We start from the raw sequence: 26,609 nt of genomic DNA, 5'->3' as shown, positions 1-26,609 counted from the left end.
TGTATAATTTATCTTTAAATTTAAACCCGTCAGGGTTTTTAAGGAGATGAAAATGTCAAGTAGAAAAGAGCATGATTTTATCGGAGAGCTTGAGATAGATGATTCGGTTTATTATGGTATTCAGACCTTTAGAGCTACTCAAAATTTTAAATTTAGCGATCGAAAGTTAAAGGATTATCCGTTTTTTATAAAGGCTTTTGCGCAGATTAAAAAAGCAGCAGCGCTTACAAATGCAAAGGTGGGTGTTTTACCGCATGAAATAGCTCAAGCACTAGCAGCCGCAGCTGATAGAGTGATAGCTGGCGAGCTAAGGGAGCAGTTTGTCGTGGATATGATACAAGGCGGCGCAGGCACTAGCACAAATATGAACGTAAATGAGGTTTTAACAAATTTAGCACTTGAGATAAAAGGGCATAAAAAGGGCGAATATGAGTATATTCATGTAAATGATCATGCAAATTTAGGACAAAGCACAAACGACACCTATCCAAGTGCGATAAAGGTGGCAACTTGTGCTATTTTGGGCGAGCTTGAGGGTGCTCTAAATGGGCTTGTTGCCGCACTTGAGGCAAAGGAGAGCGAGTTTAAAGATGTGATAAAAATGGGACGCACAGAGCTTGAGGATGCTGTGCCTACGACGCTGGGAAATAGCTTTGGTGCTTTTGCGGCGTCTATAAAATCAAGTCTAGAGCAGATAACACAGACAAAAAATCTAATGAAAATCCTAAATCTAGGTGGCACTGCTATAGGCACAGGGATAAACTGCCATCCGCTTTATAAAGACGAGGTGCATAAAAAGCTAAGCGAGATAGTGGGAGAGAGCTTTAAGCCTGCTTTAAATTTAATAAGCGCGACGCAAGATACTGCAGATTTTGCGCAGGTTAGCGGCAGCGTGAAAACCCTAGCCATAAGGCTAAGCAAAATCGCAAACGACCTAAGGCTTATGAACTCTGGACCACGGTGTGGGCTGGGCGAGATAAACCTACCACAAATGCAGCCAGGTAGTTCCATAATGCCAGGCAAGATAAACCCAGTCATTGCTGAAGTCGTGCTAATCGCGGCTAATCAAATAATCGCTTATGATACTGCAATAATGTTAAATAGCAAGGGTGGAGAGTTTGAGCTCAATGCGCTTGAGCCAGGTATCGCATATGCGCTATTTGACATGATAACCCTAGCCATAAACGCCACAAATACCCTGCGTGAAAAGGCAATCTCTGGGCTAAGTGCAAACGTAAAAGAGTGTGAAAGACAGGTGCTAAACTCAGTGGGAATAGTAACGGCTTTTAATCCATATTTAGGCTATGAAAAATCAGCTAGCATCGCCAAAGAAGCCCTAGATACAGGCAAAAGTGTGGGTGAGATAGTAAAGGAGCGCGGGTATTTAAGTAAAAAAGAGATAGAGGAAATTTTAAATCCAAAAAATATGCTAAACCCAACTATGGTAAAATAACGCAATCAAATTTAAAGGAGAGTAGATGGACTTTATAGTTGTCTTGCAAATACTCGTGCTCTTTGGTGCGATATATTTGGGCGTGAGAATGGGTGGCATGGGTATAGGCTATGCTGGCGGACTTGGCGTGGTGGTGCTAAGCATGTGTCTGGGGATGAAGGCAGGAAATATTGCGGTGGATGTGATACTTATCATTGCTTCGGTAATTGCCGCTATTTCTGCGCTTCAGGCTGCTGGTGGGCTTGATTTTCTTGTGCAAATAGCTGAGCGGCTTCTTAGAAAGCATCCAAAGCATATAAACTACCTAGCCCCTTTGGTGGCGTATTTTCTTACTATGTTTGCAGGGACTGGACATACGGCATTTTCTATCATACCAGTTATTGTTGAGGTGGCAAAGGGGCAAAATATCAAGCCGTCAGCTCCACTTAGTCTAGCTGTTGTAGCATCTCAAATAGGAATCACTGCCAGTCCGATTAGTGCGGCTGTAGTGGCTATGACTGGTATAGTAGAGCCACTTGGGCTTGGCTATCCGACGCTACTTGCGATTGTTATAAGTACTAGCTTTTTTGGAATTTTAATCACTAGCTTTTTGTATAACACCTTTGCAAATTTAGACCTAAGTAGCGACAAAATCTATAAAGAGCGTCTAAAAGCTGGGCTTGTGGCTGAGGTAAAAGAGGCGCAGTATAAAAGCGTAAGCGCAGACGCAAAACTTTCTGTGTGGATATTTGCGCTTGGGGTTTTAGTAGTCGTAGCCTACGCCCTAGTCATCTCAAAAAGTGTGGGGCTTATACAAAATCCGACCCTAGGCAGAAATGAAGCTATCATGAGCTTTATGCTTGTTGTGGGTGCGCTTATAGTGCTAAGCTGTGGTGTAAAGTCAGAAAAGCTCCTGGATACAAGCGTGTTTAAAAGTGGCATGAACGCCTGTATCTGCGTTCTTGGCATAGCGTGGTTGGGCGATACATTTGTGAGCAATCACACAGATGCGATTAAAAGCTTTGCCTCGGCTGTAGTGAGCGATCACCCCTATGTCCTAGCCATTGTGCTATACTTTGCTAGCTCGCTGCTTTATTCACAGGCAGTTACCACAAAGGCACTTATTCCAACAGTCGTCATCGCCATGGGGCTAACCCCAGAGCACCACGAAAACCTATGGGTAGTTGTGGCTAGTTTTGCGGCGGTTTCAGGGCTATTTGTCCTACCGACGTATCCGACTACGCTAGGAGCTATTGCAATGGATGATACAGGCACTACTAGGGTGGGTAAGTATGTCTTTGATCATAGCTTTATCGTGCCTGGTACGCTAATGGTAGCAATTACTGTGGCTTTGGGTTTTGTTATAGCTCCTGTGCTTATTTGATTTTGCCCCGGTTATTTTGGGGCAGTTTAAATTTTTAAAGCTCTATTAGCTAAATCTACCCATTTTTGGGCTATGTGCTTAGGGTCAAACTCAGCTAGCCTAGCCCTAGCATTTTTACAAAACTCCGCCCTTAGCCCATCATCTCTTAAAAGCAAGCCAAGCTTTTGGCTAAATTCATTCACATCGTCAATCTCGCTCAAAAAGCCGTCCCAGCCGTCCTTAATTAGCTCTGCTGGTCCAGCGATAGCCTTAGTTGATATTCTAGCGCAGTCAAAAGGTATGGCCTCAACCAAAACGTTGCCAAAGCCTTCGCTTCTTGAGCTCATCGCCACCACTTTAGCTTTTGCGTAGTAGTTTTGTATATCTTTAACAAAGCCAAGCACTTGCAGGTTTATTCCTAGGCTTTTAGCTAGCCTTTCACCGCTAGCCCTTTCCTCTCCGTCGCCGCAGACTACGATTTTATAGCTGCGCTTTAGCTCATCATCTAGCAGGCTAAAGGCGCAAATCAGAAAATCAAGCCGCTTATTTTTATCAAGGCGGCTCGGAAATAGCACGATATTTTCTTTTTGCGCCAAATTTAAAGGGATTTTTAAATCCACTGGATTATACATCTGCACTATGTTTTTATGCCCCCCTAAAAAAGTCCATATCAAATTTAGTCAAAAGCGTGATAAAAGCGGCGCTTTTGTAGGCAAAATAGCGTAATATTTTTTTCTTAATCCCCCTTACAAGCAGGTGATTTCCGTGTTCTGAGATAATGCACTTAACGCCAAGACTTTTAGCGGCAAAAGCTATAAAAAAGTTATATTCGTGGCAAGTGCAGATGATTGGGTCAACATCAAGTTCTTTTATTATGGATTTAAAAAAATTTATGCGTTTAGAATAAAACGGATCAAAGCCCACCTTTGGGATACTTGTTTTTTGATAATCCACTCCGTCAAAATATCCACTGCCATCAGCGTGGCTTCTTAGACAGACAGCCTTTAGCCCAAAGCCAGCTTTTTAAGGCTATCATAAATAAAGCGAGATACCTTTATCGCCCCGCCAAAGCCATTTTGCTTAAACAAAATGGCGGCATTACTCTCTCTCATTTGCCGTCCTTTTGCAAAAAATATGGCGTATTATATCACGCAAAATCACTCTTTAAACTAACTTTTAGTAAAATCTCTGCTTTAAATTTAAAAGGACAGATATGGTAGAGATAAGAAATTTAACGCAAAGATTTGCTTCTAGCCTGCTTTTTGAAGACGTGAGCCTAAAGCTAAATCGTGGCAACCGCTACGGATTAATCGGCGCAAATGGCGCTGGCAAATCGACATTTTTAAAAATCCTAAGCGGCGAAATCGAGCCAAGCAGCGGCGAGATAGCGGTAGAAAATGGGCTAAAAATCGGCGTGCTAGGACAGGATCAGTTTGCCTTTGAAAGCTTTAGCATAAAAGACGCCGTGCTTTATGGCAACAAACGCCTATACGACGCCGTTAAAGAAAAAGAAAAGCTCTATATGAGTGAGGAATTTACCGACGCCATTAATGAGCGCCTAAGCGAGCTTGAGCTAATCACGGCTGAAGAAGACCCAAGCTACGAGTATGAGCTAAGAATTGAAAAAATCCTCTCAAGCCTTGGCATTACGGACTTTGACGCAGCTATGAGCGAGCTTGAAACTTCGGATAAATTTAAAGTCCTGCTAGCTCAGGTGCTTTTCCCGCGCCCAGACGTGCTTTTCCTAGACGAGCCGACAAACAACCTAGACATCGACGCCATCGCCTGGCTAGAAAACGAGCTAAACCGCCACGAAGGCACGCTAGTAGTAATCAGCCACGACCGCCACTTTTTAAACCGAGTTTGCACGCACATACTGGACGTGGATTTTAAGAAAATCCGAGAGTTTAGCGGCAATTATGACGACTGGTATATGGCGGCAAATTTAATCGCCCGCCAAGCCGAAATGGAGCGAGATAAAAAGCTAAAAGAAAAAGAGGAGCTTGAGAAATTTATCGCGCGCTTTTCGGCAAACGCAAGCAAAGCCCGCCAGGCTACAAGCCGTGCAAAGCAGCTTGAAAAGCTAAATATCGCCGAGATCGCCACTTCAAGCAGGAGGGATCCGAGCATTCTGTTTCGGCTAAATCGTGAGATAGGAAACGAGCTAATTGAGCTAAAAAACATCAGCAAAAGCTACAATGAAAAGGTGATTTTTAAAGACTTTAGCTTTAAGCTAGAAAAGGGCGACAAGCTAGCCGTCATCGGACACAACGGCGTTGGCAAAAGCACGCTAGCTAAAATCATAATGGGCGAAGTCGCCCCAGATAGCGGCAGCGTGCACGTGGGGGCGACTATTGAGCTTGGATATTTTGCGCAGGATACGACGAATAAACTCTCAGGCGAGCTTAAGCTTTATGAATACCTGCAGGATGCTAAAAACAAAGACATAGATGAAATTCGCAAGTGCCTTGGCAGGATGCTTTTTAGCGGTGCGGAGCAGGAAAAGGCAGTGGGGGCGCTAAGTGGGGGCGAAAAGCACCGAGTCCGTCTAGCCCAGCTAATGCTACACCGCCCAAATCTGCTTGTGATGGACGAGCCAAACAACCACCTAGATCTTGAAGCCATCATCGCCCTGGGCGAGGCGTTTTACAGCTTTGCTGGCTCAGTCATTTGCATTAGCCACGACAGAGAGCTAATTGACGCCTTTGCAAACCGCATTTTGCACCTTAAAGGGAACGGCGAGATTGTCGATTTTAGGGGAAGCTATGAGGAGTATAGGGCGAGCCTAGGGCTTGAGTAAACTTTTCTTTGCTTTAGAATTTAGCTCGTCTTGCTTGGCTATGCTTCGTTTCAGTCCGCAGCTGCTGTGGTCATTACCTATCAGGTAACTTCCTGCGCCTCGCCTAGACAAGTGATGCTTGCATTTTTGCGTTCCTGTCTTGCTGGTTTAACTTATCTTGAATTTAAATTTGTTAGACCAGCTTGTCTTGTGAGCGTCTTTAAATGAGCTAGGATTTTCGCTCATTAATTACCCACTCGGTAACTCCTTTGCGAAAATCCGTCGCAACATTTAAATCCATCTCACGATATTTTGCATATAGCCAGTTTGTGCGAAGTATTCTCCACTCGATACCTGTGCAGAAAAGCTTTGCACCCAAAACCCCACAGGAGCTCTAGCAGGACGCAGTCCTAGCAAGTCCACTGCTTTTGTGTGGCTCACATCGCAAGCGATATGTTCGCCGACGTCCAGTTCCACTACGCTTTACCTAGACCCAATGGGTTTGCGCCACGAAGTGGCGAAGAAAACTGCGGCTACGCCTTGTTTTCACTTTATGCACGCACAGCAACTGCTGTGCTAAGCTACTTTGTGGCTTGCATACGCTCCTGTGCGCTGTAAGCGAGTGAGCATATTATGAAGCAATGTGAGCGAAGGATAAATAGGAAGGGGAGCGACTTAGTAATAACTCAAGCCCCCCCTTTTTTTTTCTTGATGTAAAGATAAATTCAAACACAAGCTAAAATCCTATTTAAAGTTATCCATACGTGCATGGGTTTTAAGCGCTGTTTTGCTAAAATATCACATAAATTAGGAGAAAAGATGATAAATGCTTGGGTGCTTCTTGGAATTTCGGTGGTCATGGAGGTCGTGGCGACTACACTTTTAAAGCTTAGTGAGGGCTTTAGCAGGCCTCTTTATGCGATCTGTAGCATGCTTATATATCTTGTGTTATTTTATCTGCTTAGTATTGTTTTTAAAAGTATTCCAGTCGGTATAGCGTACGCTATATGGAGTGGGCTTGGGATAGTTTTGATATCTTTGATTGGATATTTTTTCCTAGCCCAAAAGCTAGATATGCCAGCCTTAATCGGCATAGCTTTAATTATTGCTGGTGTGGTTGTGATAAATCTTTTCTCAAAGACTGCTAGCCATTAAAATGCAAATCATCTCCCGCCTAGCCCCAACACCCAGCGGCTACTTACATGCTGGTAATGCTTTAAATTTCATTCTCACAGCTGCTATTACTAAAGCTTTAAATGGAGTATTACATCTTCGCATTGATGATTATGACCTTTTAAGATACCGCAGAGAATATGTGCAAAATATCTTTGATACTCTTAAATGGCTTGATATAAACTGGGATTATGGATCTAGGAGCGTAGATGAGTTTGAAAGACATTTTAGCTCACGCTTTAGACAAGAAAGATATAAAAACGCTATAAAAGAGCTAGATAAAAAAGGCTTAGTGTATGCGTGCGCTTGCTCTAAAACTAAGCCTGGAGCATATGATGAGAATGGAAGGTATACTGGACTTTGTAAAAGCTTACAAAAAAGCGGTAATGGCGATAAGGCCTTAAGGATAAAAGCAAACAATGAAAGGCTAAATATAAATGAGCTATTTTTATTGGTTAAAGAGCCTAGTTTAAAACTACCAAAATGGGCATGGGATTTTGTCTTACTTAAAAAAGATAGCTCAGCTAGTTATAATCTAGCAAGCGTTATTGATGATGCTAGTCTTGGGGTAAATCTACTCGTGCGAGGACTTGACTTAAGAGAGTGTAGTTATCAGCAGAGCTTTCTTAGTTCTTGCTTAGGGCTTAGTTTTCAAGATAGCCTTTTTATCTATCATGACCTGCTTTTACAAGATGATGGTAAAAAGCTAAGTAAAAGCTCATCTGCTACTGCATTAAATTTAAACCAAAGCCCAGCCACACTATACCTACAAGCTAGCAAGATACTTGGTATAAGAGAGTGTGATAGTTTGGATGGGATGGTGAGGGGGTTAAAGGTGGAGGGGTTTTTAAAGCCAAATTCTTTTAAATTTGGCTTATTTTAAGCAGCCTTCTCGCCTCGTCTAGCACCATTTGGGCGGTGACTTTATCCATACATTCGTGTGTTTTTAGGGGGCAGGCACGCTTCATACAGGGCATACATTTTAATGGTGGATTAAGCTTTACAATGCGGGCGTTTGGGTTGTCAAAGGGGCTTGTCTCGTCATCTTTTGTGCTGCCAAAAATGGCGATTGTAGGCACTTTATAAGCCGCTGCGATGTGCATTGGACCGCTGTCGTTGGTGATAAATAGGCCAAGTCCAGCAATAAGCGAACAAAGCTTGGCGATGCTTGTTTTGCCAGCTAAGTTTTTAGCCGCCACGCCATTTTGGGCTAGCAGCCGCTCTATCTCGCCGCAGATTTCGCTCTCTGCCTTGCCACCAAAAATCACGATTTCAAACTGCCCAGCTAGCTCTGCCGCAACGCTAGCAAACCGCTCGGGCAGCCACCGCTTGGCACTTCCGTAGCTAGCACCGGCGTTTATGCCAAGTGTGGGGCGAGCAAATTTATGCGGCGCAAAGGGCAAAAAAAGCTGGGGGTGGGTTAAATTTAGTTGGCTGGCTTGCCGCGCCGCTTTTAAATTTAATTGGCTCTCTGGCTGGGCGTGGTTAATTAAATTTAAAGCTTGTCCGCTGTTTGCTTGCTGGGGCTTGCTCGTTTGAGACGTGGCCTTTTTTGGCTCTGGCTGGCTCATTTGTGGCGTGCCTAAAAATATGTGGCTATTTTTTGCGCCTTGATTAATGGCTGGCTGGCTGGCATTTTTTAACTCTGCCTCATCGCCAAAAAAGGCTTGGTTTAAATTTAAAAATCCCCTTTTTTGCAGGCTTAAAAGGCTAGCTTTAATAAAGTCAAAATACCTCTGTGCTTGGTGAGCGGTGCTGCTTTTATCACGCCTAAAGCTAAAGCGGTGCTTGGTGCGCAAAAATCGCAACGCCACTCGTGAGGCAAGCGAGCTACGAAAGCTAAAAGCGGCGTCAAACTCACCAAGGCTGCGGTAAGTGCGAACCAGGCTAGCCAACCTAAAGCGTGCGTGGCGGCTAGTGTCGCTTAGGGCTAGCTCGCAGCCTGGCAGTGGGGCGTATAGCTCGCTTGCTACGGCTGAGCCAAAAAGCACAAAGCTAAGCTGGCTGGGCTTTGATTGACGTGGGGCTTGGCTGGCATTTTGCTGGGGCGTTAAATTTAAATTAGCCCCATTTTGGACTCGCTCGCTCTGTGGTACGTGGTGCGTGCTAGTATCGCAGCGGCTGGGCGTAGCAGCCTGCTGGCTTTGGTTTGTGTAGATTAAATTTAAGCCGACTTCGCTTTGGGCTGGATAGTTTCCAGCCGGGCTTAAAGTCGCTTCTAGCGTAGCAGAGTGGCTAGACGCAACGCTCGCATCACCCATTTTATCCGCACTATCTTGCCATCTGGCAAAAGGTATATCGCCCCCAAGGCTAGCTAGCAGCAGATTTAAGCCCCCGCTAGCCATCACCGCATCCCCAAGCCAGGTCGGCAGCTCGATAAAAACTCTCACTTTAGCTCGCCCCAGTTTTTAGCTATGCTAAGCGAAGTTAAAAGTGGCACATTTAGCCGCACGACGCCACTCATAATCTCCTGCGCTGCACTGGCAAACTCCTGTGCCCTCTCATCAGCCACCTCAAAAATAAGCTCATCGTGGATTTGCAACAGCATACGTGTGCTATCGTCTAAAAGCTCGTTATAAATTCTAATCATCGCCAGCTTTATAATATCCGCCGCTGAGCCTTGAAAGCGTGTATTTACCGCTTCTCGCTCATACATCGCTAACTGCATAGGCGTAGCACGCTCAAAGTCAAAATATCGCCGTCTATTTAGTAGCGTCGTTACATAGCCCAGCTCTCTAGCCTCGGTTTTTATGCTCTCAAGATAGCTTTTAATGCTCGCAAATGCCGCAAAATAACGCTCTATATACTCCTTTGCTGCCTTTCTCTCGATGCCTAGTTGATCGGCTAGCTTAGTTGAGCCCATGCCGTAAATAAGCCCAAAATTTATGCTCTTTGCCACGGCTCTATGCTCGCTATTGCTATCGCCAAAAATCGTCATCGCCGTGTGAGAGTGTATATCCTGCCCTTCATTAAACGCCCTTATAAGCGCAGGATCGCCGCTAAAATGCGCAAGCAGCCTAAGCTCAATCTGGGAGTAATCAAGCCCAACAAAGCTATACCCACGCCTAGGCACAAAAGCCTCTCTTACCGCCTTTGCTCTCTCGCCACGAGCTGGGATATTTTGCAGGTTTGGGTTTTTGCTGCTTAGCCTGCCTGTGGCGGTGCCAGTTTGGACAAAGCTTGTATAAATTCTATGCTCGCTATCTTTTAAAGCAAGAGCTAAAAGCGGCTCGCAGTAGGTGCTTTGCAGCTTGTATACCTCGCGGTAGCTTAAAAGCTCGCTGATGATAGGATGCTCATTTACCAGCGAAGCCAGCACGCTCTCGTCCGTGCTGTAGCCTGTTTTTGTCTTTTTTTTCGCGCTTAGTCCAAGCCGCTCAAAAAGCACCTCGCCAAGCTGCTTTGTGGAGTTTATATTAAACTGCTCTCCAGCCAGCTCATAAATTTTTGCGCTTAGCTCTTTTAATATTTGCGCATTTTGCTCTATTAGCCCACGCATAACTATGCGATCAAGCCCAATTCCAAGGCGCTGCATGTAAAGTAGTACGCAAACAAAGGGCATCTCCACACTGTGCGCCTCATCAAGCAGCTCAGCGGGTAGGTTTTTCATAAAATACTCATAAAATCTAAGCGTAATCCAAGCATCCTCTGCTGCGTATTTGCTAGCTTGCGCTATCTCCACATCTGCAAAAGTCTGTTTTTTTGAGACGATACTTTCAAATTTCACTGTCTCGTAGCTAAAAAGCCGAAGTGCTAAAGCATCCATCCCTACGCTCTCTCCTGGACGTTCTAGCCAGGCTAAAAGCATGGTGTCTGTGTAGTTTTTAGGTGGGATTAAGCCTAGGTTATTTTGCACGATTTCAAAGTCGTATTTTAGGTTATGCCCCACGACATGCGCTTTATAAATTTGCTCTACAGCCCAGCTTGCAAGCTGCTTATCAACCTGCGCACCCACTCCCAAATAGCTATGCGCGATAGGCACGTAATAGGCTCGCTCGCTATTAAAACTAAAGCTAAATCCAACAATGCTCGCACTCCTGCTATCGATGTCTGTTGTCTCCGTGTCAAAGGCAACTATCGTCTCGTTTGTTATGCCGCTAAGTGCGTTTTCAAGCTTTTCTTTCGTATCTAGCGTGATGGCTTCAAAGCCGAGGTTTGCAGAACTTGCCATGTCATCGCTACTAGCACGAAGCTGTTTTAGGATTTTATTTAGCTCATATTCTTGCAGGATTTGAGGAATTTTAATCAAGGGGTTTGTTGATGGGAAAGTAGCCTTTTTAATATCCCCAACGTCTGCATCATCAAAAAGCGTAACAAGCCGCTTAGATAGCATTGCGCTCTCTTTGCCTTCAGCTAGCATAGCCTGTGTTCTGGCGTTTGAGATAAAGGCTATATTTTGATAAATACTCTCCAAATCTCCAAACTCATCAAGCAGCTTTTTTGCCCCCTTTGCTCCGATACCTTTAACGCCAGGTACGTTATCGGAACTATCCCCTGTAAGAGCTAGAAAATCACGAATTTGATGTGGTGCGACACCGTATTTTTCGGCGCAAGCTGCCTCGTCATAGAGAGTTTTGCTCTGCGGACTATAAATGGCGCTTTTACCATCTTTAATCAGTTGGTAAAGATCCTTATCATGCGTAACGATACGCACAAAAATATCCTCATTCTCACACTGTTTTACGACGCTGGCTATTATATCATCAGCTTCAAATCCCTCGCGGCTTATCCCCACTAGCCCCATTTTTTCTATCATATCTATACACACACCTAGCTGGGCTTTTAGCTCCGGGGGTGGAGCGGAGCGGTTTGCTTTATATTCGCCTAGCATTTCGTGGCGTTTGGTCTGTCCTTTGCTATCAAGCGCAAAGATTAAATAATCGCTCTTAAACTCATCTGCTAGGCTTAAAATAAAGCTAGCAAAGCCGCTTACCATGCCGCTAGGAAGCCCTGAGCGAGTTCTTAAATTTGGCATAGCATAATAAAGTCTAAAGAAAAATCCAAACGTATCAATTACTGTGAGTGTTTTCATAAGTCGCCTTTGTTTTTGTGTGAATTTGAAAATTCTATGCAGAATTTATTAAATGCAGATTAAATTTGGCTATAATTTAGCAAATTCCAAAAATAGTTAAAACATAAAACATTTATGATGAAGTGCCTTATAAATCCTATTCCTTTAGAGCGTCAAATCCTCTGCTTTTAGAAGCTTGTGCGACGCTTTTTGGCATTCTACCCCCCCCCCTACAACACATTCTAAAATCCTAGAAATCGGCTGTAGCTTTGGCGGGAATTTAATCCCATTTGCCCTGCATAATCCATATATGATTACATCATCTGCCACGGCGTATTTAGTTGGGTGCCAAAGTTTTTCCAAAACGCCATACTTTCTGTAATCTCAAATCACCTAAACCCAAACGGCGTCGCCTACATCTCATACAACGTCTATCCAGGCTGGAAAGTCAAAGACATAATAAGAAAAATAATGCTAAAAGCGTGGGAGAAAAGCCAAAATATGGAGTTTGTGCGGGAGGCTTTGAAAATTTATTATAAATTTATTACTTATACTGAACAAATGGATCAATATAGTTACGATCTGCGTGCATATGCCAGCTTAAAGCTTCATATAGAGATGGTTTTAGAAATGCCTGATTATTATCTTACGCACGAATTTTTAGAGAGCTTTAACGAGTCTTTATACTTTGATGATTTTGTCTCTATGCTAGATAGTAGCGAGTTGGCTTATTTGGGTGAATATAATTTTAGTGATATAGTCGCATTTGATTTAGGTTTTAATGAAGCTGATAAATTTATCAAAGAAAACTTTGATAGTCACATTGAATCTGAGTTTTGGATGGATATGTTTTTAGGCAGAATTTTTAGGCAGAGCATAGTAACTCATAAAAGCACAAAAGCAAGTCTAGGCAGTGATGAAATAGGCGCTTCTGCGCTAGCAAAGCTTCATCTAATGGCTAGTTTTATTAAAAAAGATGACGCATATTTTACTAAAGCTGGAAAACGTATGAACGAGCAATACAACTGGCTTTATGAAGTGTTTAATAAAATGTATCCAGCCAGCATAAGCTTAGCCGAGCTTGTTAGAGTCGTGCAGGGCGAGGTTAGACTTAGCGCATATGCTGGCATGGTACAGGTTTTGGGTTTGACTGGGCTTGGGTCTACGGTGAGCGTGAAAAAATATGAAAAGATAACTTATAAGCCTAAATTTAGTCGCCTAAAGCCAGCTATTTTGCCATATCTTAGCTATTTTGCAAATACGAAAGAGCCAGTTATTGGCTTTGCTGATGAGTTTGGGCAAAATCATCCTATCGTCCCAGCCGAAGCTTTCGTGGCTATGAAATTTGACGGCATAAATAGCAAAGCAGACATAGCAAAATACCTAAAAAAGCAGATAAAAGCTGGCAAGTTTAGATTAGACGCACGCACGGGAGCGGACGCACGCAAAAAAGACGATGAGTTGATTAAAATTTACATAGATGATTTAGAAAATTTATTAACTCAGATGCACTTTTTTGAGTATTTTAGCCCCTCCTAAGCAAACTCAAGCAAAAAATAGGTATAATTAGAGCCGAATTTATAAGGGAAATGTGATGAGTTTTACCGATATTTTTAAGATTAGAAAGACCCAGCCTGCTCGTTCTGAAGCCCCATCTCACTGGGTAAAGTGCGATAAATGCGGCTCTCTTATGTATTATAAAGAAACAGCAAGCAACTTTAACGTCTGCCCAAAATGCGGACACCACATGAGGCTAAGCCCCAGTGAGCGCATAAGGTTAATTTGCGATGAGGGTAGCTTTGTAGAGTATGACGGTGGGCTTAGACCTATAGATCCGCTTAAATTTGTAGATAAAAAATCATACAAAAAGCGTATATCTGAAGGCGAGGAGAAAACTGGCAGAGCAAGCTCAGTCATAGCTGGAGAGGGTACTTGCGAGGGCAAGGCGCTTCAGCTTGTTGTGTTTGATTTTGGATTTATGGGTGGCTCACTTGCTTCTGTTGAGGGTGAGAAAATCCTGCGAGCAGTACGCCGCGCAATCGACAAACGCCAGCCTCTAGTCATAGTAAGCGCAAGTGGTGGCGCGCGTATGCAAGAAAGCACTTTCTCTCTCATGCAAATGAGTAAAACAAGTGCTGCACTAAAGCTGCTATCAGACGCAAAATTGCCATTTATCTCGATAATGACAGACCCGACTATGGGCGGCGTGTCGGCTAGCTTTGCGTGGCTTGGGGATATTATAATGGCAGAACCTGGCGCACTAATAGGCTTTGCGGGTGAGCGTGTGATAAAGCAGACTATAGGTGCTGATTTGCCAGAGGGCTTTCAAAGATCTGAGTTTTTATTAGAGCATGGGCTAATAGACGCGATTATACCACGAAATGAGCATAAAAAATTCATATCAGATATGATAGGCTTACTCTGTGATGCAAATCGTAGTGCATAGCATACAAAAAGGCGCTAGCGAGTATGAAAACGAGCTAGCCTCGTATGCGAAAATGTCGGCAAGATATGCAAAAATAAGCGAGTGTGTCATATTTAATGACCGCATAGCAAAAGCACAAAGCCAAAGCAGACAAAGCGCACTAAAAAGCTATGACGAAGTCTACCTGCCAAAGCTTAGCAAAGGCTTTAATATAGCCCTTGATGAGCGTGGGAAAATGCTTAGCAGTGAGGAATTTGCCGCTCTTTTAGATGCAAAGCAGAGCATAGGTTTTTTTATAGGTGGGGCTTATGGGCTTAGTGATGGGTTTAAAAATAGCTGCGATGTGACCTTGTCGCTTAGTGCACTAACTATGGCCCACAAGATCGCAAAGCTCGTGCTTTTTGAGCAAATTTATCGTGCTTTGGCTATAAATGCTGGGCATCCATATCACAAATAGGAAGGTAGATGAACGAAAAAGATCTGCAAAAATTTAAAAACATACTAGAACAAAGGCGCGCTCAAATCGAGTATAATCTAGGCGAGGTGCAAAATGAAAGTGCTGGATTAAGGGACAGCGGCGCGACAGATGAGATTGACATAGCAAATATCAACACAGATCAGCTCATAGAGCAGTCTATCTCAAACCAGCAAAAGTACGAATTGGCCGAGATTGACCGTGCTTTGAGTAAAATTTTTAATAAAACATACGGAATATGCGAGATGTGTGAGGAGGAGATAGATATGGCTAGACTTAAGGTAAAACCTCATGCTAGATACTGCATACTATGCCGTGAGATAGTTGAAAAGACAACCAAATTTTAGGAGGGACTAGGTATGAATTCTCGTCGATTTTTGATTTACGCTGTGGTGTATACAGCGGCTGTTGCTTTGGTGGTTTACTCGCTTTTTCCTAATGACGCTACGGTAGGGGCGCTTGGATATTCATTCACTCTACCTGTTGCGATTTGGGTTGCGATAGTGGTTGGAATTTTAGGACTTTTTGCTCTAGCTCATATGGTATATTATAGCTTTTTAGTGTATAAATTTAAAAGAGCAATTAAAAAAGATGGACAAATTTATAAAGATTTGGCTAAATCTGTACTTTTGGCAAACCCATTTAGCAAGAAATTTCATACAGATAATTTTGATCTTGCTGCAAGCGTAACTGACTATTTATCACCTTATAAAGACGAATTAAAAGCTGCCATAAAAGATGACGAGCTTTTAGAGATTGCGTCTACTGTAGAGCGAGTAAATAGCGGAGAAGTTGCCGATTTAAAACGCTTTAGACTAACAAAGGAAAATCCTTTAAATTTAAAAAATGAGATAAATAAGGTAGAAAAGCTAAAAGAACACTACCTAGAAGTGCTAAAAAATAAAGATACCTATCCAGCGTGCGTGAGTGAGGCTGCATACAAAAAGCTGATTTTAGAGGGCGATTATGCAAATATTAAAAGATACTCGCTAAATTTAAGAAGCACAGATGATGAGCTTGCTATAATTAAGCGTTTTGTGGATAAAAATATCACTTTAAGCGCAGATGAGGTGTTTGAGCTTATCAATGATGATAGATTTAGTCAGGCACAATTTATTAAGCTTGCCTCTATGCTCGGCCAAAGTCTCGAGCCAGACGCGTATTTAAATATTTTTGCAAAGCTTCGCGCGGCACACACTCAGGCTGATAGTGCGTATCTTTATGTGCTTTTTGAGCTTAGTATGATTGATGAGGCTAGAGAGATACTGCAAAACAGTGCAAGCGATGAATTTAGTGAGTTTAAAGCGCTTTTATTTTTGCGTGATAACTCAAAAATAGTCCCAACCTGTCTGTTTTTTAAATGATAGACTTTAGCAAAAAGCCACTGTTTCTAGCGCCACTTGCAGGCTTTTCTGACATACCGCTTCGCTCTGTAGTGCGCCGATTTGGGGCTGATGTAACAGTTAGTGAGATGATAAGTGCTAATGCGCTAGTTTATGAGGGTAAAAAATCACTAGCCCTAGCGCAAAAAGCTAAAGACGAAAACCCCTACATTGTCCAAATCGCAGGCAGTGATACGGAAAATATAAAAAAAGCGGTTTTAATCCTAAACGAGCTTGATGGTATAGATGGCATAGACTTAAATTGTGGCTGCCCAGTGCCGAAGGTGGTAAAGCAATGCTCAGGCTCTGCGCTTTTAAAGGATCTCTCCCAGCTTTCACGCATAGTAAAAACCATAAAAAGCGTCTCAAACAAAAAGCTAACTAGCGTTAAAATGCGTCTTGGATTTGATGAGAAAATTCCTGATAAAATAGCCATCGCCTGCGAGGAAGCTGGGGCTGATTATATCACCATACACGGGCGCACTAGGGCTGGCGGATATAGTGCGCAGGTGGACTACGAAGCCATAGCTAGGGCAAAGCAAGCTGTTAAAATCCCAGTCGTAGCAAACGGCGATATAGATGATAAAAATGCCAAAGAGGTGCTAGATTTTACAGGTTGCGATGGGCTTATGATAGGTAGAGCGAGCATAGGTAGACCCTGGATATTTAGCGAGATAAAAGGCGGAAAAAGCGTGAGCGATGAGCTGCGGCGTGAAATAGTACTGGCGCATTTTGACGCTATGCTTGAAAGGTATGGAAGCTTTGGCGTGGGAATTTTTAGAAAGCACTTGCACCAGTATAGCAAGGGTATGGCTGAAGCTAGCGCATTTCGTGATGAGATAAACCGCATAGACGATGCTGCGATTTTTAGAACTAAGATAGAGGAGTTTTTTGCCTAGTGCAGGGCTTTATTTTGCATTCTCATCGCGTAAAAGACGAGGATATAATAGCCCATATACTCACAAAAGAAGCCCTGTATAAGACCTATCGTTTCTACGGCGCACGCCATTCTAGCGTACTTTTAGGCTTTAAGATAGATTTTGAGCTTGTGGAAAATGCTAAATTTATCCCACATCTCAGAAGCGTGCTGCATCTTGGCTTTAGCTGGTTGCGTGATAGGGAGCGGCTCCTGCTTTGGCAGCAGTTTATGAGACTGCTTTTTGAGCATTTGCGGGGAGTTGATGAGGTTGATGAGATATATTTTAACGAGCTTGATCTTTGCGCTAGTAGGTTTCATCGGCAAAATCCAAAGCGCCTTTTAATCGAAAGCTACGTGCGAATTTTAGAGCATGAAGGCAGGCTACATAGCGAATGTGAGTGCTTTATTTGCGATGAGCCTATTGATGATGATGTAGCGCTTGCTAGGGGATTTTTGCCAGCTCATACGCACTGTTTAAGCTCTGCTGGCTTTGATAAGACCGCTCTTTTAAAGCTTTACGAGACCCACTCAAGCGCCCATTTTGATGATGATAGTATAAATAGGCTCTATCAAATTCTAATGCTGGGGATTTAACTCTCAAAGGCTTTGAGTTTTTTACCTTAACCTTTGAGTGTATTAAACTTATGGGTGAATAGGATTTAATTCATCTAGATACTTTAGGTTATCTAGTTGTATTACATTATCTTTCACTTTTGTTTCAAGATATTGTTGATTTGAAATATAATCGCTAGTTGAAACATAATTAATAATATTGGATTTATCTATCAAAGTACCAGCAGTGTTTGGATTTAAAACTATTCCGTGGCCAAGTTTAATTGCTATATCACCATCTGTAAAGCCTACTCCTCTATTATCAATTAACCCATCTTTTTCTATATAAATTACGTTTGCTGCAACTATAGCTGGAAAAGGTACAGTTTTGTTTTCGATATTTACTTCTTGAATAAGTTTTTTAACTTGATTTAAAGGATTATATGGAATATTGCTCAACATCCAGTATTCTCCTATTGCGCTATTATTAAAATCAAGTTCTGATTTAAGTTCATATTCGTCAGTACTAAAATATGCTCCATCCTTTTTTGGCTTGATTATATTTATTAACATATCTTCAGCTTCTTTATATGAGCTTCCGTCAGGTAACTCTTCTACATATTTTAATAAAAACGATGGTACGGATGCTGCACCATTTGAATAGCCGTTTTTATCAAGTTGAAAATCTTCAACCCTTATCCCCTTAGGTATAAAGTCAATATCTATAATACCAGTAGCATCTTTGTCTATTACCATTATGCCATCACTATCTATAGTATATTTATCAGCTGTGTTATCATTGACTATTTCTACTAACCCCATATTACTAATTAATTGACTTATATCACTTGCATTTGTATCTGGCTGTACACTCTTTAGAATATTTACAAATGGAGTAAGGTTATTTACATCAGCACTTTCAACACTATCAGCTATTTTATTTGAAAGGACCACTTTATTATTAAATAACTTAGCTGCATCTAGATGAGCTAGTTCTGGCAAACTAGCAGTCTTTAATATCTCAGATATTACATGACCTTTGCTTTTTCCATTATTTAATTCATTAACCCAAGCATCTATACCATCTTTGTCAAGTTCCATACCTTTTGAAGCATCTGAGTAGGTTTTATTAAATACATTCTCATAGAAAAACTTAATCATCTCAAAGTTATCATTTAGTGTATTTCCAAAGTATGTTCTAGCTGCATCAGTTTCTAACATAGTATCAGCTACTTTTGCCATATCTGCTTTATTAGCAGATGAGAATGTTATCCATCCTTTATTGCCACTTCCTTCACTTGCTCTACCAAATATGCCTACATATAACTTTGATACATCTGTTTGATCTAATGGAGTAAATTCTTGTGTTGGTAGTTCTGGGAGGGTGGTGGTTGAACTACCTGCTTCAGGAGCAGAGTTTATCATTTCAAAATTCTATCCAAGTTATCACTTTCAATAAAATCACTGTATTGACTATCACCATTTATACCAAATTTATTAGCATAACCTTCTACAACTTCTTTATTAGGAAGCTCTCCTGTAGCTGTTTTATATATAAAGTTTGCAACATTTATTTCTTTATAAAATTCTGGTAGCGTCGGCACTGTTATATGTATACCTGTTTCTTCTTCTATTAAAGCATATAGCTCTTTTGAAGTTTTATTAGAATTTGGACCTGCTAACATTTCATAAGCAAGGTCTATAGAATAGGCAAATGCTGATTCTTTTGGGTACATATTAATTGCTTCTTTTTCTGTTTTACCTTTAACTTCATCAAAATTAATAAAGCCACTAAATAAATATAGCTCTCCATCTTCTGCATTCTTATCAGATATCACTGTATCAAATAATGTAGAAGCTTCAGCTCTTGCCTCATTAAGTTTTCCAGCTCTTTCTATAATAGGCTTGAAAACAGCCACATTTGCCAATCCGAGTGCTGTTATATTTACACTCATATGTTACTCCTTAAATTTAATGCATAGATAAATATTTTACAAAAAAAAACGCAAGGTAAATATTAACAGTTTTATTGTTGTTTTATGAATCTTTTAAAAATAATATGTTGATATTATTTTTATTTTGAATTGGTTAAGGCTTTAGATAGAAATTTTACTTTGTATTTACTTAAAAATAAATTTTTAAAGCGCATTTTTGCGCTTTAAAATCTTCTACCGATGCTAAACTCAAACGTGCTTGTGTCGTCGTTGCTAGATGGATTTAGCGCTTTGGCAAAGATTAGCTGAAGCGGACCTATTGGTGTTACCCACTCCACTCCCACGCCAGTTGAGGAGCGTTTTATTTCGTTTAGACTGCTGTTTCCTATCATGCCATAATCATAAAATAGCACGCCACGCATTTTGATACGGTCTATCATCGGAAAGCTTAGCTCAAAGCTATTATTAAACGAAATCTCTCCCCCAGTTTCGTACCATTTGCCGCCGTATTGTAGCTTTTGCGAGATGCTCCTGCTCTCATATCCGCGCACCGATGATATGCCACCTAGATATAGCCTTTCGTTTATTGGTATGTAGCCGCGGTTCCAGATTTTGGCAAAATTTGATTTATACCGCAAGATTAGGTCGTAGTCTATATAGTCTTTAAGTCCTAGATAGTAGTTAAAATAGCTGCGAGATTTTATAAATTTCTCATCTCCGCCAACCCCAGCAAACTCAAGTGCGCTTCCTGCTATAACGCCACGTCTAGGTAGGTAGTAATCATCTGTGTTATTAAAGCTAATAGCTGGTGTTATCGCACTTTTTAAATTTGTCCCCTCTTTGTATCCTACTGCCTTTAGTGCTTCGCTAAGCCCGCTTATGCGGCTTTTTTCTAGTGAGTATGTAATGGACGCAGAGAGGTATCTAGTAAGCTGCCTGCCGACTGTTATGTTAAAGCCTTGTGAGTTTTCATTATAATTATTCCAGTCATATTTGTTAGCGTATATGCTTCCACCCAGGCTGTACTCTGAGTCAAAGATTCTAGGGTTTGTTAGTGAAATACTCCCAGATAGCTCATTGTCGCTCCTGTCTACGTTTATTGATCCTTTTATGCCAGAGCCCATTATGTTTGTATCAGCTAGGCTAGCGCTTAGTAGCAATCCATCGCTGCTACCGTAGCCTATGCCTCCACTTATAGAGCCAGTTGAAGCCTCTTTTACCGTTACTAACAAATCCATATGGTTTGCGTCTATACGCTCTTCTTTTATCTGTACATCATCAAAATAGCTCGTACGCTTTAGTGCGTCTTCTGAGTCTTTTAGGTCGGTTCTATTATATAGCTCACCCTCGGTTAGGTACATTTCTCGGCGTATGATACGATCAGCTGTGCGGTCATTTCCTGATATGGTAACGTTTCTTATATATACTTGCTCGCCAGGGTTTATTACGTAGTTTATGCCTACTGTGTGATTATCTGTATCTTTATCGGTTTCTGGGGTTACTTGGACGTATGCGTAGCCCCTGTTTGCCACGGCTTCTTCTAAGTCGTCCATATCCTTTCTAACCTTTTGTCCGTTTATCGTGTCTCCATCGCTTAAGCGCATATTTTTTATTAAGCTTTCCGTATTTAGCTCTAAAAACTCAGGCGCGCTTATGCTTATGCTTGAGATTTTATACGGCTCGCCCTCAGTTATATAATAGCTTAAATTTGCTGTATAGCTATCAAAGTACGCATTTAGATACGGCGCTGATACAGTGGCGTCTAAATAGCCTTTTTCTAAGTAGAGTTGCTTTATTCTATCTGGGTCTTGCGGTAGCTCAAAAAGCTTTGTCTTACCGTCATTTCTACCCCACATCCAGCCTGCAAATTCTACGCTTTTATTTGCTATGACTGGCTCAACATCACTATAGCTAAAGCGCTTTGCTCCGATTAAATTTACATTTTGGATTATTAGATTTTCGCCCCTATTTATGTTTAGCGTCAGGTATATGCTAGGGCTATCAGCAAGTTCTGTTTTTTCTACGTCCACGACGGTGTCAAAGTAGCCCTTTGCCTCGTAGAATTTGCGTACTTTGTCTATCGTGCGTTCAATAGCTAGCTCATCGTACATATTTCCCGGCTTTATGTCGATTAGCTCTTTTATTGCTTTTTCATCATTTGTTACGACGCCTTTTAGCTGTACTCTGGCGATGCTTGGCTTTTCTTTTACGATTATTGTTACGTTTCCTGCGCCGTCGTCTTGGATGCTAATATCTTTAAAATAGTTCTGCTTAAATAGGTTTTTAATGGCTTTATTGCTATTTTGGGCTGTTAGCTCATCTCCTATATTTAGTCCGCTTATCTCTCGTGCGACCTCAGGAGATAGGTGCAAAAGCCCTTCAAATTTAATGCTCTTAATCGGCTGAGCGCTTAGCATAGCCGTAGTTATTGATAGTAAGAAAAGTGATTTTTTCATAAATTTAACCTAAAAATGAGTATAACAGTCGTATAATATCAAATTTAGATTTAATTTAATATAAACAGGAGCGTTAAATGAAGGTGGGTATTGTTGGGCTTGGGCTTATGGGCGGATCGCTTGGGCTTGCACTACAAAAGACAAAAATAGTAAGTACAGTTAGCGGCTGGGATTTAAGCGAGGCTCACAAAAACGAGGCTTTGGAGCTTGGGCTGGTGCATGAGATAGCTGATATTTCCACTATGAAGCAAAACTGCGATATAGTTGTTTTAGCAATCCCTGTTGAAGCTATTATTGCCACGCTTAAAAACGATCTTTTTGATGCTCCCTCAAATTTAACTATCATCGATTTTGGCAGCACAAAGCGCGCTATTTTAGACGCAGTCCCAGATAGCATTAGGGGTAATTTCGTCGCAGCACACCCCATGGCTGGTACTGAGTATTCAGGGCCAAAGGCTGCCTTTAGCTCGCTATATGATGGTGCTACCGTGATATTTTGCGACCCAGAGCTTACCACTGATAGGCATGCTATGAGGGCTGTGGAGCTATTTTCTCATATCGGCATGAAAATAGTCTTTATGTCAGCAGCTGAACATGATCATCACACCGCTATCATCTCGCACCTACCACACGCCATATCATTTAGTCTAGCTAGCGGCGTACTTCAGCAAGAAGAGAGGCGGCACATAGTCGCACTTGGCGGACCTACATTTAGTGGTATGATACGTGTAGCTAAAAGCTCTCCTGTGATGTGGAGTGATATTTTTAAGCAAAATGAGGACGAGTTAATAAGCGCTATAGATATGTTTAGCGATGAGCTTGCTAGGCTTAAGGGCTTAGTGGCTAGCAAAGACTGGCAGGGCGTGGGAGAATTTATGCGCAAAGCCAGAAAGATAAGGGAGATTTTATAGCATAAAATTCAAATAAATTTAAACCGTTTTTTTGTAAAATCACGCCATTTAAACTTAATTTAAGAGTGTGGGACTATGAGAAGGAAAAATAGCAGCTTTTTTGTCGTTATACTATTTTTAGCGCTGATTTTGGGTGCGGTTGGCTTTATATTTAGCTCAGAGGAATTTGAGAAAAATCCGCCCAAAATCGATATAGCAGATGAGGTTTATTGGAATTTAAAATCTCCTATAAATGTTGATATTTCAGATGATACGGGGATTAAATTTATCCGAGTAAGCCTAAGTGATGGCGCTAATGAGATGGCGATATTTAGCGAAGCTTTTGATGGTAAAGATGGCCAAAAACACCTAGAGCTTACCGTGCCAAAGAGTGCATTTTTTGCAAATAAAAAAGCGTCTTATACGATGAATATTGAAGCCGTCGATAAGAGTAAATGGAACTTTTTTAGCGGAAATGTAACGACAAAGCAGGTTAAGGTTACAGTCGACACCACTCGCCCTGAAATTTATATCATTTCAAACTCATACTCTATCTCGCGTGGCGGTGCAGCTGCGGTGGTTTTTAGGGCAAGCGATAACGCATTAAAAGAGCTTTATATCCGTGTAAAAGGGGCGAGTCAAAACTTTATGCCGTTTAAATTTATAAAAGAGGGCTTTTACGCAGCCATCATACCCTGGGCTGCAGCATCGCCCGATTTTAGTGCTGACATAATCGCTAAAGATTTTGCTGGAAATGAGGCAAAAGAGCATATCCGATATTATCACGGAGATAAGAAATATCGCACGTCCTACATATCGCTTAAGGATAATTTTATAGACGGCAAGATTGCTGATTTAACGGCTAGATACGCAAAGGATGCCGATAGTATGGATAGGCTTGCAAAGATGAAATTTGTCAATGAAACTCTTCGTGGGGAAAATGAGCAAAAGATACACTCGCTTACGACAGCGGTTGATGATGGCGTCATTTCCAGCTTTAATATTTCGCCTTTTTATCCGCTTAAAAACGGCAAAAAAGTAGCTGATTTTGCCGATCATAGATTTTATACTTATGGCGATGATAAAAAAGTCGTTAGTGAGAGCTGGCATATGGGGCTGGATCTCGCTAGCGTGGCGGCTGCACCTATCATAGCTAGTAATCCTGGCAGGGTGGTTTTTGCGTCTGAGAATGGAATTTATGGACTGAATTTATTAATAGATCATGGATATGGGATATATTCGCTTTATGCACACTGTTCATCACTTGCAGTTGCACAGGGCGATGAAGTAAGTGCAGGAGAGCGCATAGCAAGCACTGGTACTTCGGGGCTTGCGCTAGGAGATCACCTGCATTTTGGCATACTGATACAAGGCGTGGAGGTATTGCCACAGGAGTGGATGGATAAAAAATGGATAAATGATAATATAACTGGCGTGCTTAATGCTGGAAAAAAGGCGATTAGCGAGCAGTAAATTTGAAATTAAAGCTCAAATATGTTATCATCTGTGCTAGTTTTATAAAGGAAAAAATGTGAGACAAACAACAATCAAGCAAAAAGTAGAGATAGTAGGTATAGGGTTGCATAAGGGAGAGCCTATACGCTTGGTTTTAGAGCCGCTTGATGCTGATATGGGTATAGTTTTTAGAAGACTTGATTTAAACACGAGCTTTAAGGCTCTGCCTGAGAATGTGATAAATACACAAATGGCAACAGTTGTGGGAAATCAAAAGGGCTGGGTAAGCACTATAGAGCATCTTTTAAGTGCGATAAATAGCTATGGTATAGACAATATCCTAATAAGCCTAGACGCAAACGAAATCCCAGTAATGGACGGCTCGGCTGCTAGCTTTTGTATGCTGCTTGATGAGGCTGGGATTTCGCTTTTGGAGGCTAAAAAGCGTGTTTTAATCATACAAGATAGCGTCGAGGTGCAAAGTGGCAATAAATTTGTAAGAGCCACACCTAGTTTAAATCCGACTTTTGATTATACTATTAAATTCGACCATCCTCTAATAGGCGAACAAAGGCATAAATTTGAGTTTAGCAAATCAAATTTCATAAAAGAGATAGCCCGCGCTAGGACGTTTGGATTTTTAAAGGATTTGCAAGCCCTAAGGGCGCAAAACTTAGCTCTTGGTGCCAGCCTTGATAATGCAGTAGCTATTGATGATGACCGTATTTTAAATCCAGACGGACTTCGCTTTGAGAATGAATTTGTCCGCCATAAAATACTTGATGCCATAGGTGATTTAGCACTGCTTGGTATGCCTATGATGGGTGATTATACCGCATTTGCAGGCAGCCATGATCTAAATCATAAGCTAACAAAAGCCATACTTGCTGATAGTAAAAACTACTCTGTCGAGCGTTTAAGTGGCGATGTTGCTAGAGATTATGCAAAGGTTTTCGCATAGCAGCTACACTTTTAGTATGCGCACTGGCTTCTCCGCTTTTGTGCGGTGTTTATGATGAGGGTGGAGATTTAGTCTTTGAACATAGCAGCAATGAACATACATCTGATGCACTTATTTCCATTTTATCCCAGGTGTCAAAAACGCATGATATACATAGAATAATTTATGCAAATGGGCCAGGTAGTTATATGGGGCTAAAAGTCTCTTATGTTACGCTTAAAAGCTACTGCGTTGTTAAAAATTGCGATTTTTATGCTGTTAGTGGCTTTGAATTAAATGGCGGTGGCTCAGTGAGAGCCACAAAGACCATGAGCTTTATAAAAGAATATATAAATAAAGATAGCTCAAAAGAGCATTTATCACAAATTTTTAGCGATGGCGATGGCGAGTATATCGTGCGTCTAGCTAGTATAGAGGCTAGCGAGTTTAAGCTACCTTTAAATTTAAACACCCTGCAAACTAGTGCCGATACAGTGCCTATGTATTTTACGCAGGCTGTATAGGAATTAAAAATGAGAGTAAGAATACCTGCTACAAGCGCAAATTTAGGCTCAGGCTTTGACGCATTAGGGCTGGCACTTAGCCTTTATAATGAAGTAATCATAACCCCAGCGTCATTTTCATCAGTATCTATAAACGGCGAAGGCGCACAAAGTGGAGCACTAAAAAGAAATAATCTATTTTTAAATATTTTTAATGAAATTTATCTAGAATTGACCGGTAAAACTGATACATTTCGCATAGTTTTTGATAATCAGATCCCCTTTTCTAGAGGGCTTGGTTCAAGCTCCGCGGTTATTGTTTCAGCTATTGCAGCTGCTTATGGTGTGGCTGGATTTAAGGTAAATAAGCAAAGCGTGCTAAATCGAGCATTATTTTACGAAAATCACCCTGATAATATCGCCCCAGCCACGCTTGGAGGGTTTGTTTGTAGTATTGTGAAAAATGGTAGGGTAATTTTTAATAAATTTGATCTTTCAAATGATATAAAAGCAGTGGTTGTTATCCCTGATAAGCCCATGAGTACGAGTCAGTCTCGTAGCGTCCTGCCAAAGAGCTATACTGCCAAAGAGTGTGTGCATTCGCTATCTCATGCGGCGCTATTATCAAGCTGTTTTGCCAGCGGGAGATTTGAGTATCTGCGCTATGCGAGCGAGGATGTTATGCACGAGCCATACCGTATACCCGCGTTACCAGAATTAGCTGGCATAAGAGAAGTGGCGTATGAAAACGGAGCGCTTTTAAGCACGCTTTCTGGCAGTGGTTCTAGCTTTTTAAATATTGTTTATGCTGATGATGCCGCTAGGTTACATGGCGTTTTAAGTGATAAATTTAGCCATTTTCGCGTTGAAATATTTGAATTTGATAATGACGGCTTTATTCTAGAAAGCTAAAGCAAAGA

At 41.5% G+C, this 26,609-nt stretch carries 25 protein-coding genes; 17 read left to right on the top strand and 8 right to left on the bottom strand.

All coding sequences use genetic code 11. The annotated features are described in order from the left end of the window. The first annotated feature begins 52 nt into the window (after nucleotides 1–52). Together LBC_RS07005 and LBC_RS07000 are read left to right on the top strand one after the other, a co-directional pair. Nucleotides 53–1,453, top strand: a complete 1,401-nt coding sequence (locus tag LBC_RS07005) for an aspartate ammonia-lyase (protein ID WP_221253729.1) — start codon at nucleotides 53–55, stop codon at nucleotides 1,451–1,453. A 25-nt stretch (nucleotides 1,454–1,478) separates the two neighbouring features. Beyond that, complete coding sequence (locus tag LBC_RS07000; RefSeq protein ID WP_221253728.1) at nucleotides 1,479–2,816, top strand: anaerobic C4-dicarboxylate transporter; 1,338 nt, start codon at nucleotides 1,479–1,481, stop codon at nucleotides 2,814–2,816. A gap of 26 nt (nucleotides 2,817–2,842) precedes the next feature. Here LBC_RS07000 and LBC_RS06995 read toward each other — a convergent pair whose 3' ends face one another. Both LBC_RS06995 and LBC_RS06990 read right to left on the bottom strand, forming a co-directional pair. After that, nucleotides 2,843–3,427, bottom strand: coding sequence for a glycosyltransferase (locus tag LBC_RS06995; protein WP_260173473.1), 585 nt, complete (start codon nucleotides 3,425–3,427; stop codon nucleotides 2,843–2,845). A 13-nt stretch (nucleotides 3,428–3,440) separates the two neighbouring features. Beyond that, nucleotides 3,441–3,749, bottom strand: a complete 309-nt coding sequence (locus LBC_RS06990) for a hypothetical protein (RefSeq protein WP_221253726.1) — start codon at nucleotides 3,747–3,749, stop codon at nucleotides 3,441–3,443. Between the two features lie 259 nt (nucleotides 3,750–4,008). Between LBC_RS06990 and LBC_RS06985 the strand changes: the two genes are divergently transcribed. Next, a complete protein-coding gene (locus LBC_RS06985) occupies nucleotides 4,009–5,595 on the top strand; it encodes an ABC-F family ATP-binding cassette domain-containing protein (protein ID WP_221253725.1) in 1,587 nt (528 codons plus the stop codon). 270 nt (nucleotides 5,596–5,865) lie between these two features. Here the strand turns inward: LBC_RS06985 and LBC_RS06980 are convergent, their stop codons facing one another. Beyond that, nucleotides 5,866–6,051, bottom strand: a complete 186-nt coding sequence (locus tag LBC_RS06980) for a hypothetical protein (RefSeq protein WP_221253724.1) — start codon at nucleotides 6,049–6,051, stop codon at nucleotides 5,866–5,868. A 345-nt stretch (nucleotides 6,052–6,396) separates the two neighbouring features. Here LBC_RS06980 and LBC_RS06975 point away from each other — a divergent pair, with 345 nt between their 5' ends. Continuing rightward, nucleotides 6,397–6,729, top strand: a complete 333-nt coding sequence (locus LBC_RS06975; RefSeq protein ID WP_221254991.1) for an SMR family transporter — start codon at nucleotides 6,397–6,399, stop codon at nucleotides 6,727–6,729. Nucleotide 6,730: 1 nt separating this feature from the next. Then, nucleotides 6,731–7,630 carry a glutamate--tRNA ligase family protein gene (locus tag LBC_RS06970; protein ID WP_221253723.1) on the top strand — a complete coding sequence of 300 codons (900 nt, stop codon included), beginning with the start codon at nucleotides 6,731–6,733 and terminating at the stop codon, nucleotides 7,628–7,630. Here the strand turns inward: LBC_RS06970 and LBC_RS09055 are convergent. Both LBC_RS09055 and polA read right to left on the bottom strand, forming a co-directional pair. Further along, nucleotides 7,611–9,137 (bottom strand): glycosyltransferase family 9 protein, encoded by a 1,527-nt coding sequence (locus LBC_RS09055; RefSeq protein ID WP_260173349.1) that lies wholly within the window; start codon nucleotides 9,135–9,137, stop codon nucleotides 7,611–7,613. The genes LBC_RS06970 and LBC_RS09055 overlap by 20 nt on opposite strands. Beyond that, nucleotides 9,134–11,779: a DNA polymerase I gene (gene polA, locus LBC_RS06960; RefSeq protein WP_221253722.1), complete on the bottom strand. Its 2,646-nt coding sequence runs from the start codon at nucleotides 11,777–11,779 to the stop codon at nucleotides 9,134–9,136. The genes LBC_RS09055 and polA overlap by 4 nt, the downstream gene beginning before the upstream one ends. A 324-nt stretch (nucleotides 11,780–12,103) precedes the next feature. Between polA and LBC_RS06955 the strand changes: the two genes are divergently transcribed. From LBC_RS06955 to recO, 7 genes are read left to right on the top strand one after another with little or no spacing between them, the layout of a single operon-like run. After that, nucleotides 12,104–13,297 carry a methyltransferase regulatory domain-containing protein gene (locus LBC_RS06955; RefSeq protein WP_221253721.1) on the top strand — a complete coding sequence of 398 codons (1,194 nt, stop codon included), beginning with the start codon at nucleotides 12,104–12,106 and terminating at the stop codon, nucleotides 13,295–13,297. Between the two features lie 55 nt (nucleotides 13,298–13,352). Next, on the top strand, nucleotides 13,353–14,204 hold the full coding sequence (gene accD, locus LBC_RS06950; protein WP_221253720.1) for an acetyl-CoA carboxylase, carboxyltransferase subunit beta: 852 nt from the start codon (nucleotides 13,353–13,355) through the stop codon (nucleotides 14,202–14,204). Next, nucleotides 14,185–14,640 (top strand): 23S rRNA (pseudouridine(1915)-N(3))-methyltransferase RlmH, encoded by a 456-nt coding sequence (locus LBC_RS06945; RefSeq protein WP_221254989.1) that lies wholly within the window; start codon nucleotides 14,185–14,187, stop codon nucleotides 14,638–14,640. The genes accD and LBC_RS06945 overlap by 20 nt, the downstream gene beginning before the upstream one ends. Nucleotides 14,641–14,648: 8 nt before the next feature. Next, nucleotides 14,649–15,005 carry an RNA polymerase-binding protein DksA gene (gene dksA, locus LBC_RS06940; protein ID WP_221253719.1) on the top strand — a complete coding sequence of 119 codons (357 nt, stop codon included), beginning with the start codon at nucleotides 14,649–14,651 and terminating at the stop codon, nucleotides 15,003–15,005. Nucleotides 15,006–15,017: 12 nt separating this feature from the next. Then, a complete protein-coding gene (locus tag LBC_RS06935; RefSeq protein ID WP_221253718.1) occupies nucleotides 15,018–16,022 on the top strand; it encodes a hypothetical protein in 1,005 nt (334 codons plus the stop codon). Continuing rightward, nucleotides 16,019–16,939 (top strand): tRNA-dihydrouridine synthase, encoded by a 921-nt coding sequence (locus tag LBC_RS06930; protein ID WP_221253717.1) that lies wholly within the window; start codon nucleotides 16,019–16,021, stop codon nucleotides 16,937–16,939. The genes LBC_RS06935 and LBC_RS06930 overlap by 4 nt, the downstream gene beginning before the upstream one ends. Beyond that, a complete protein-coding gene (gene recO, locus LBC_RS06925) occupies nucleotides 16,939–17,553 on the top strand; it encodes a recombination protein RecO (protein ID WP_221253716.1) in 615 nt (204 codons plus the stop codon). The genes LBC_RS06930 and recO overlap by 1 nt, the downstream gene beginning before the upstream one ends. 48 nt (nucleotides 17,554–17,601) lie before the next feature. On the opposite strand, the gene LBC_RS06920 is transcribed toward recO, so the two are convergent. The 3 genes from LBC_RS06920 to bamA all read right to left on the bottom strand — a co-directional run bounded on the left by LBC_RS06920 (nucleotide 17,602) and on the right by bamA (nucleotide 21,901). Beyond that, nucleotides 17,602–18,936, bottom strand: coding sequence for a hypothetical protein (locus LBC_RS06920; RefSeq protein WP_221253715.1), 1,335 nt, complete (start codon nucleotides 18,934–18,936; stop codon nucleotides 17,602–17,604). Next, on the bottom strand, nucleotides 18,933–19,466 hold the full coding sequence (locus LBC_RS06915) for a hypothetical protein (RefSeq protein ID WP_221253714.1): 534 nt from the start codon (nucleotides 19,464–19,466) through the stop codon (nucleotides 18,933–18,935). Before LBC_RS06915 ends, LBC_RS06920 begins: the two co-directional genes overlap by 4 nt. A gap of 203 nt (nucleotides 19,467–19,669) precedes the next feature. After that, entirely contained in the window at nucleotides 19,670–21,901 is a 2,232-nt protein-coding gene (gene bamA, locus LBC_RS06910; RefSeq protein WP_221253713.1) for an outer membrane protein assembly factor BamA, read from the bottom strand. A 77-nt stretch (nucleotides 21,902–21,978) separates the two neighbouring features. On the opposite strand from bamA, the gene LBC_RS06905 reads away from it, so the two are divergent. The 5 genes from LBC_RS06905 (at nucleotide 21,979) to thrB (ending at nucleotide 26,601) form a co-directional block, all read left to right on the top strand. Continuing rightward, nucleotides 21,979–22,812, top strand: a complete 834-nt coding sequence (locus tag LBC_RS06905; protein ID WP_221253712.1) for a prephenate dehydrogenase — start codon at nucleotides 21,979–21,981, stop codon at nucleotides 22,810–22,812. 75 nt (nucleotides 22,813–22,887) lie between these two features. Further along, complete coding sequence (locus LBC_RS06900; RefSeq protein WP_221253711.1) at nucleotides 22,888–24,264, top strand: M23 family metallopeptidase; 1,377 nt, start codon at nucleotides 22,888–22,890, stop codon at nucleotides 24,262–24,264. 58 nt (nucleotides 24,265–24,322) lie between these two features. After that, nucleotides 24,323–25,207, top strand: a complete 885-nt coding sequence (gene lpxC / locus LBC_RS06895; RefSeq protein ID WP_221253710.1) for a UDP-3-O-acyl-N-acetylglucosamine deacetylase — start codon at nucleotides 24,323–24,325, stop codon at nucleotides 25,205–25,207. Nucleotides 25,208–25,245: 38 nt separating this feature from the next. Continuing rightward, a complete protein-coding gene (locus LBC_RS06890; protein WP_260173346.1) occupies nucleotides 25,246–25,710 on the top strand; it encodes a glycoprotease in 465 nt (154 codons plus the stop codon). 9 nt (nucleotides 25,711–25,719) lie between these two features. Next, nucleotides 25,720–26,601 (top strand): homoserine kinase, encoded by an 882-nt coding sequence (gene thrB, locus LBC_RS06885; protein WP_221253709.1) that lies wholly within the window; start codon nucleotides 25,720–25,722, stop codon nucleotides 26,599–26,601. The last annotated feature ends 8 nt before the right edge of the window (nucleotides 26,602–26,609 follow it).

The sequence above is a fragment of the Campylobacter sp. 19-13652 genome (assembly GCF_019702925.1).
Taxonomy (GTDB): Bacteria; Campylobacterota; Campylobacteria; order Campylobacterales; family Campylobacteraceae; genus Campylobacter_A.
Note: the sequence above shows the minus strand (reverse complement) of the source record. Positions and strands in the feature narration are given on the sequence as shown.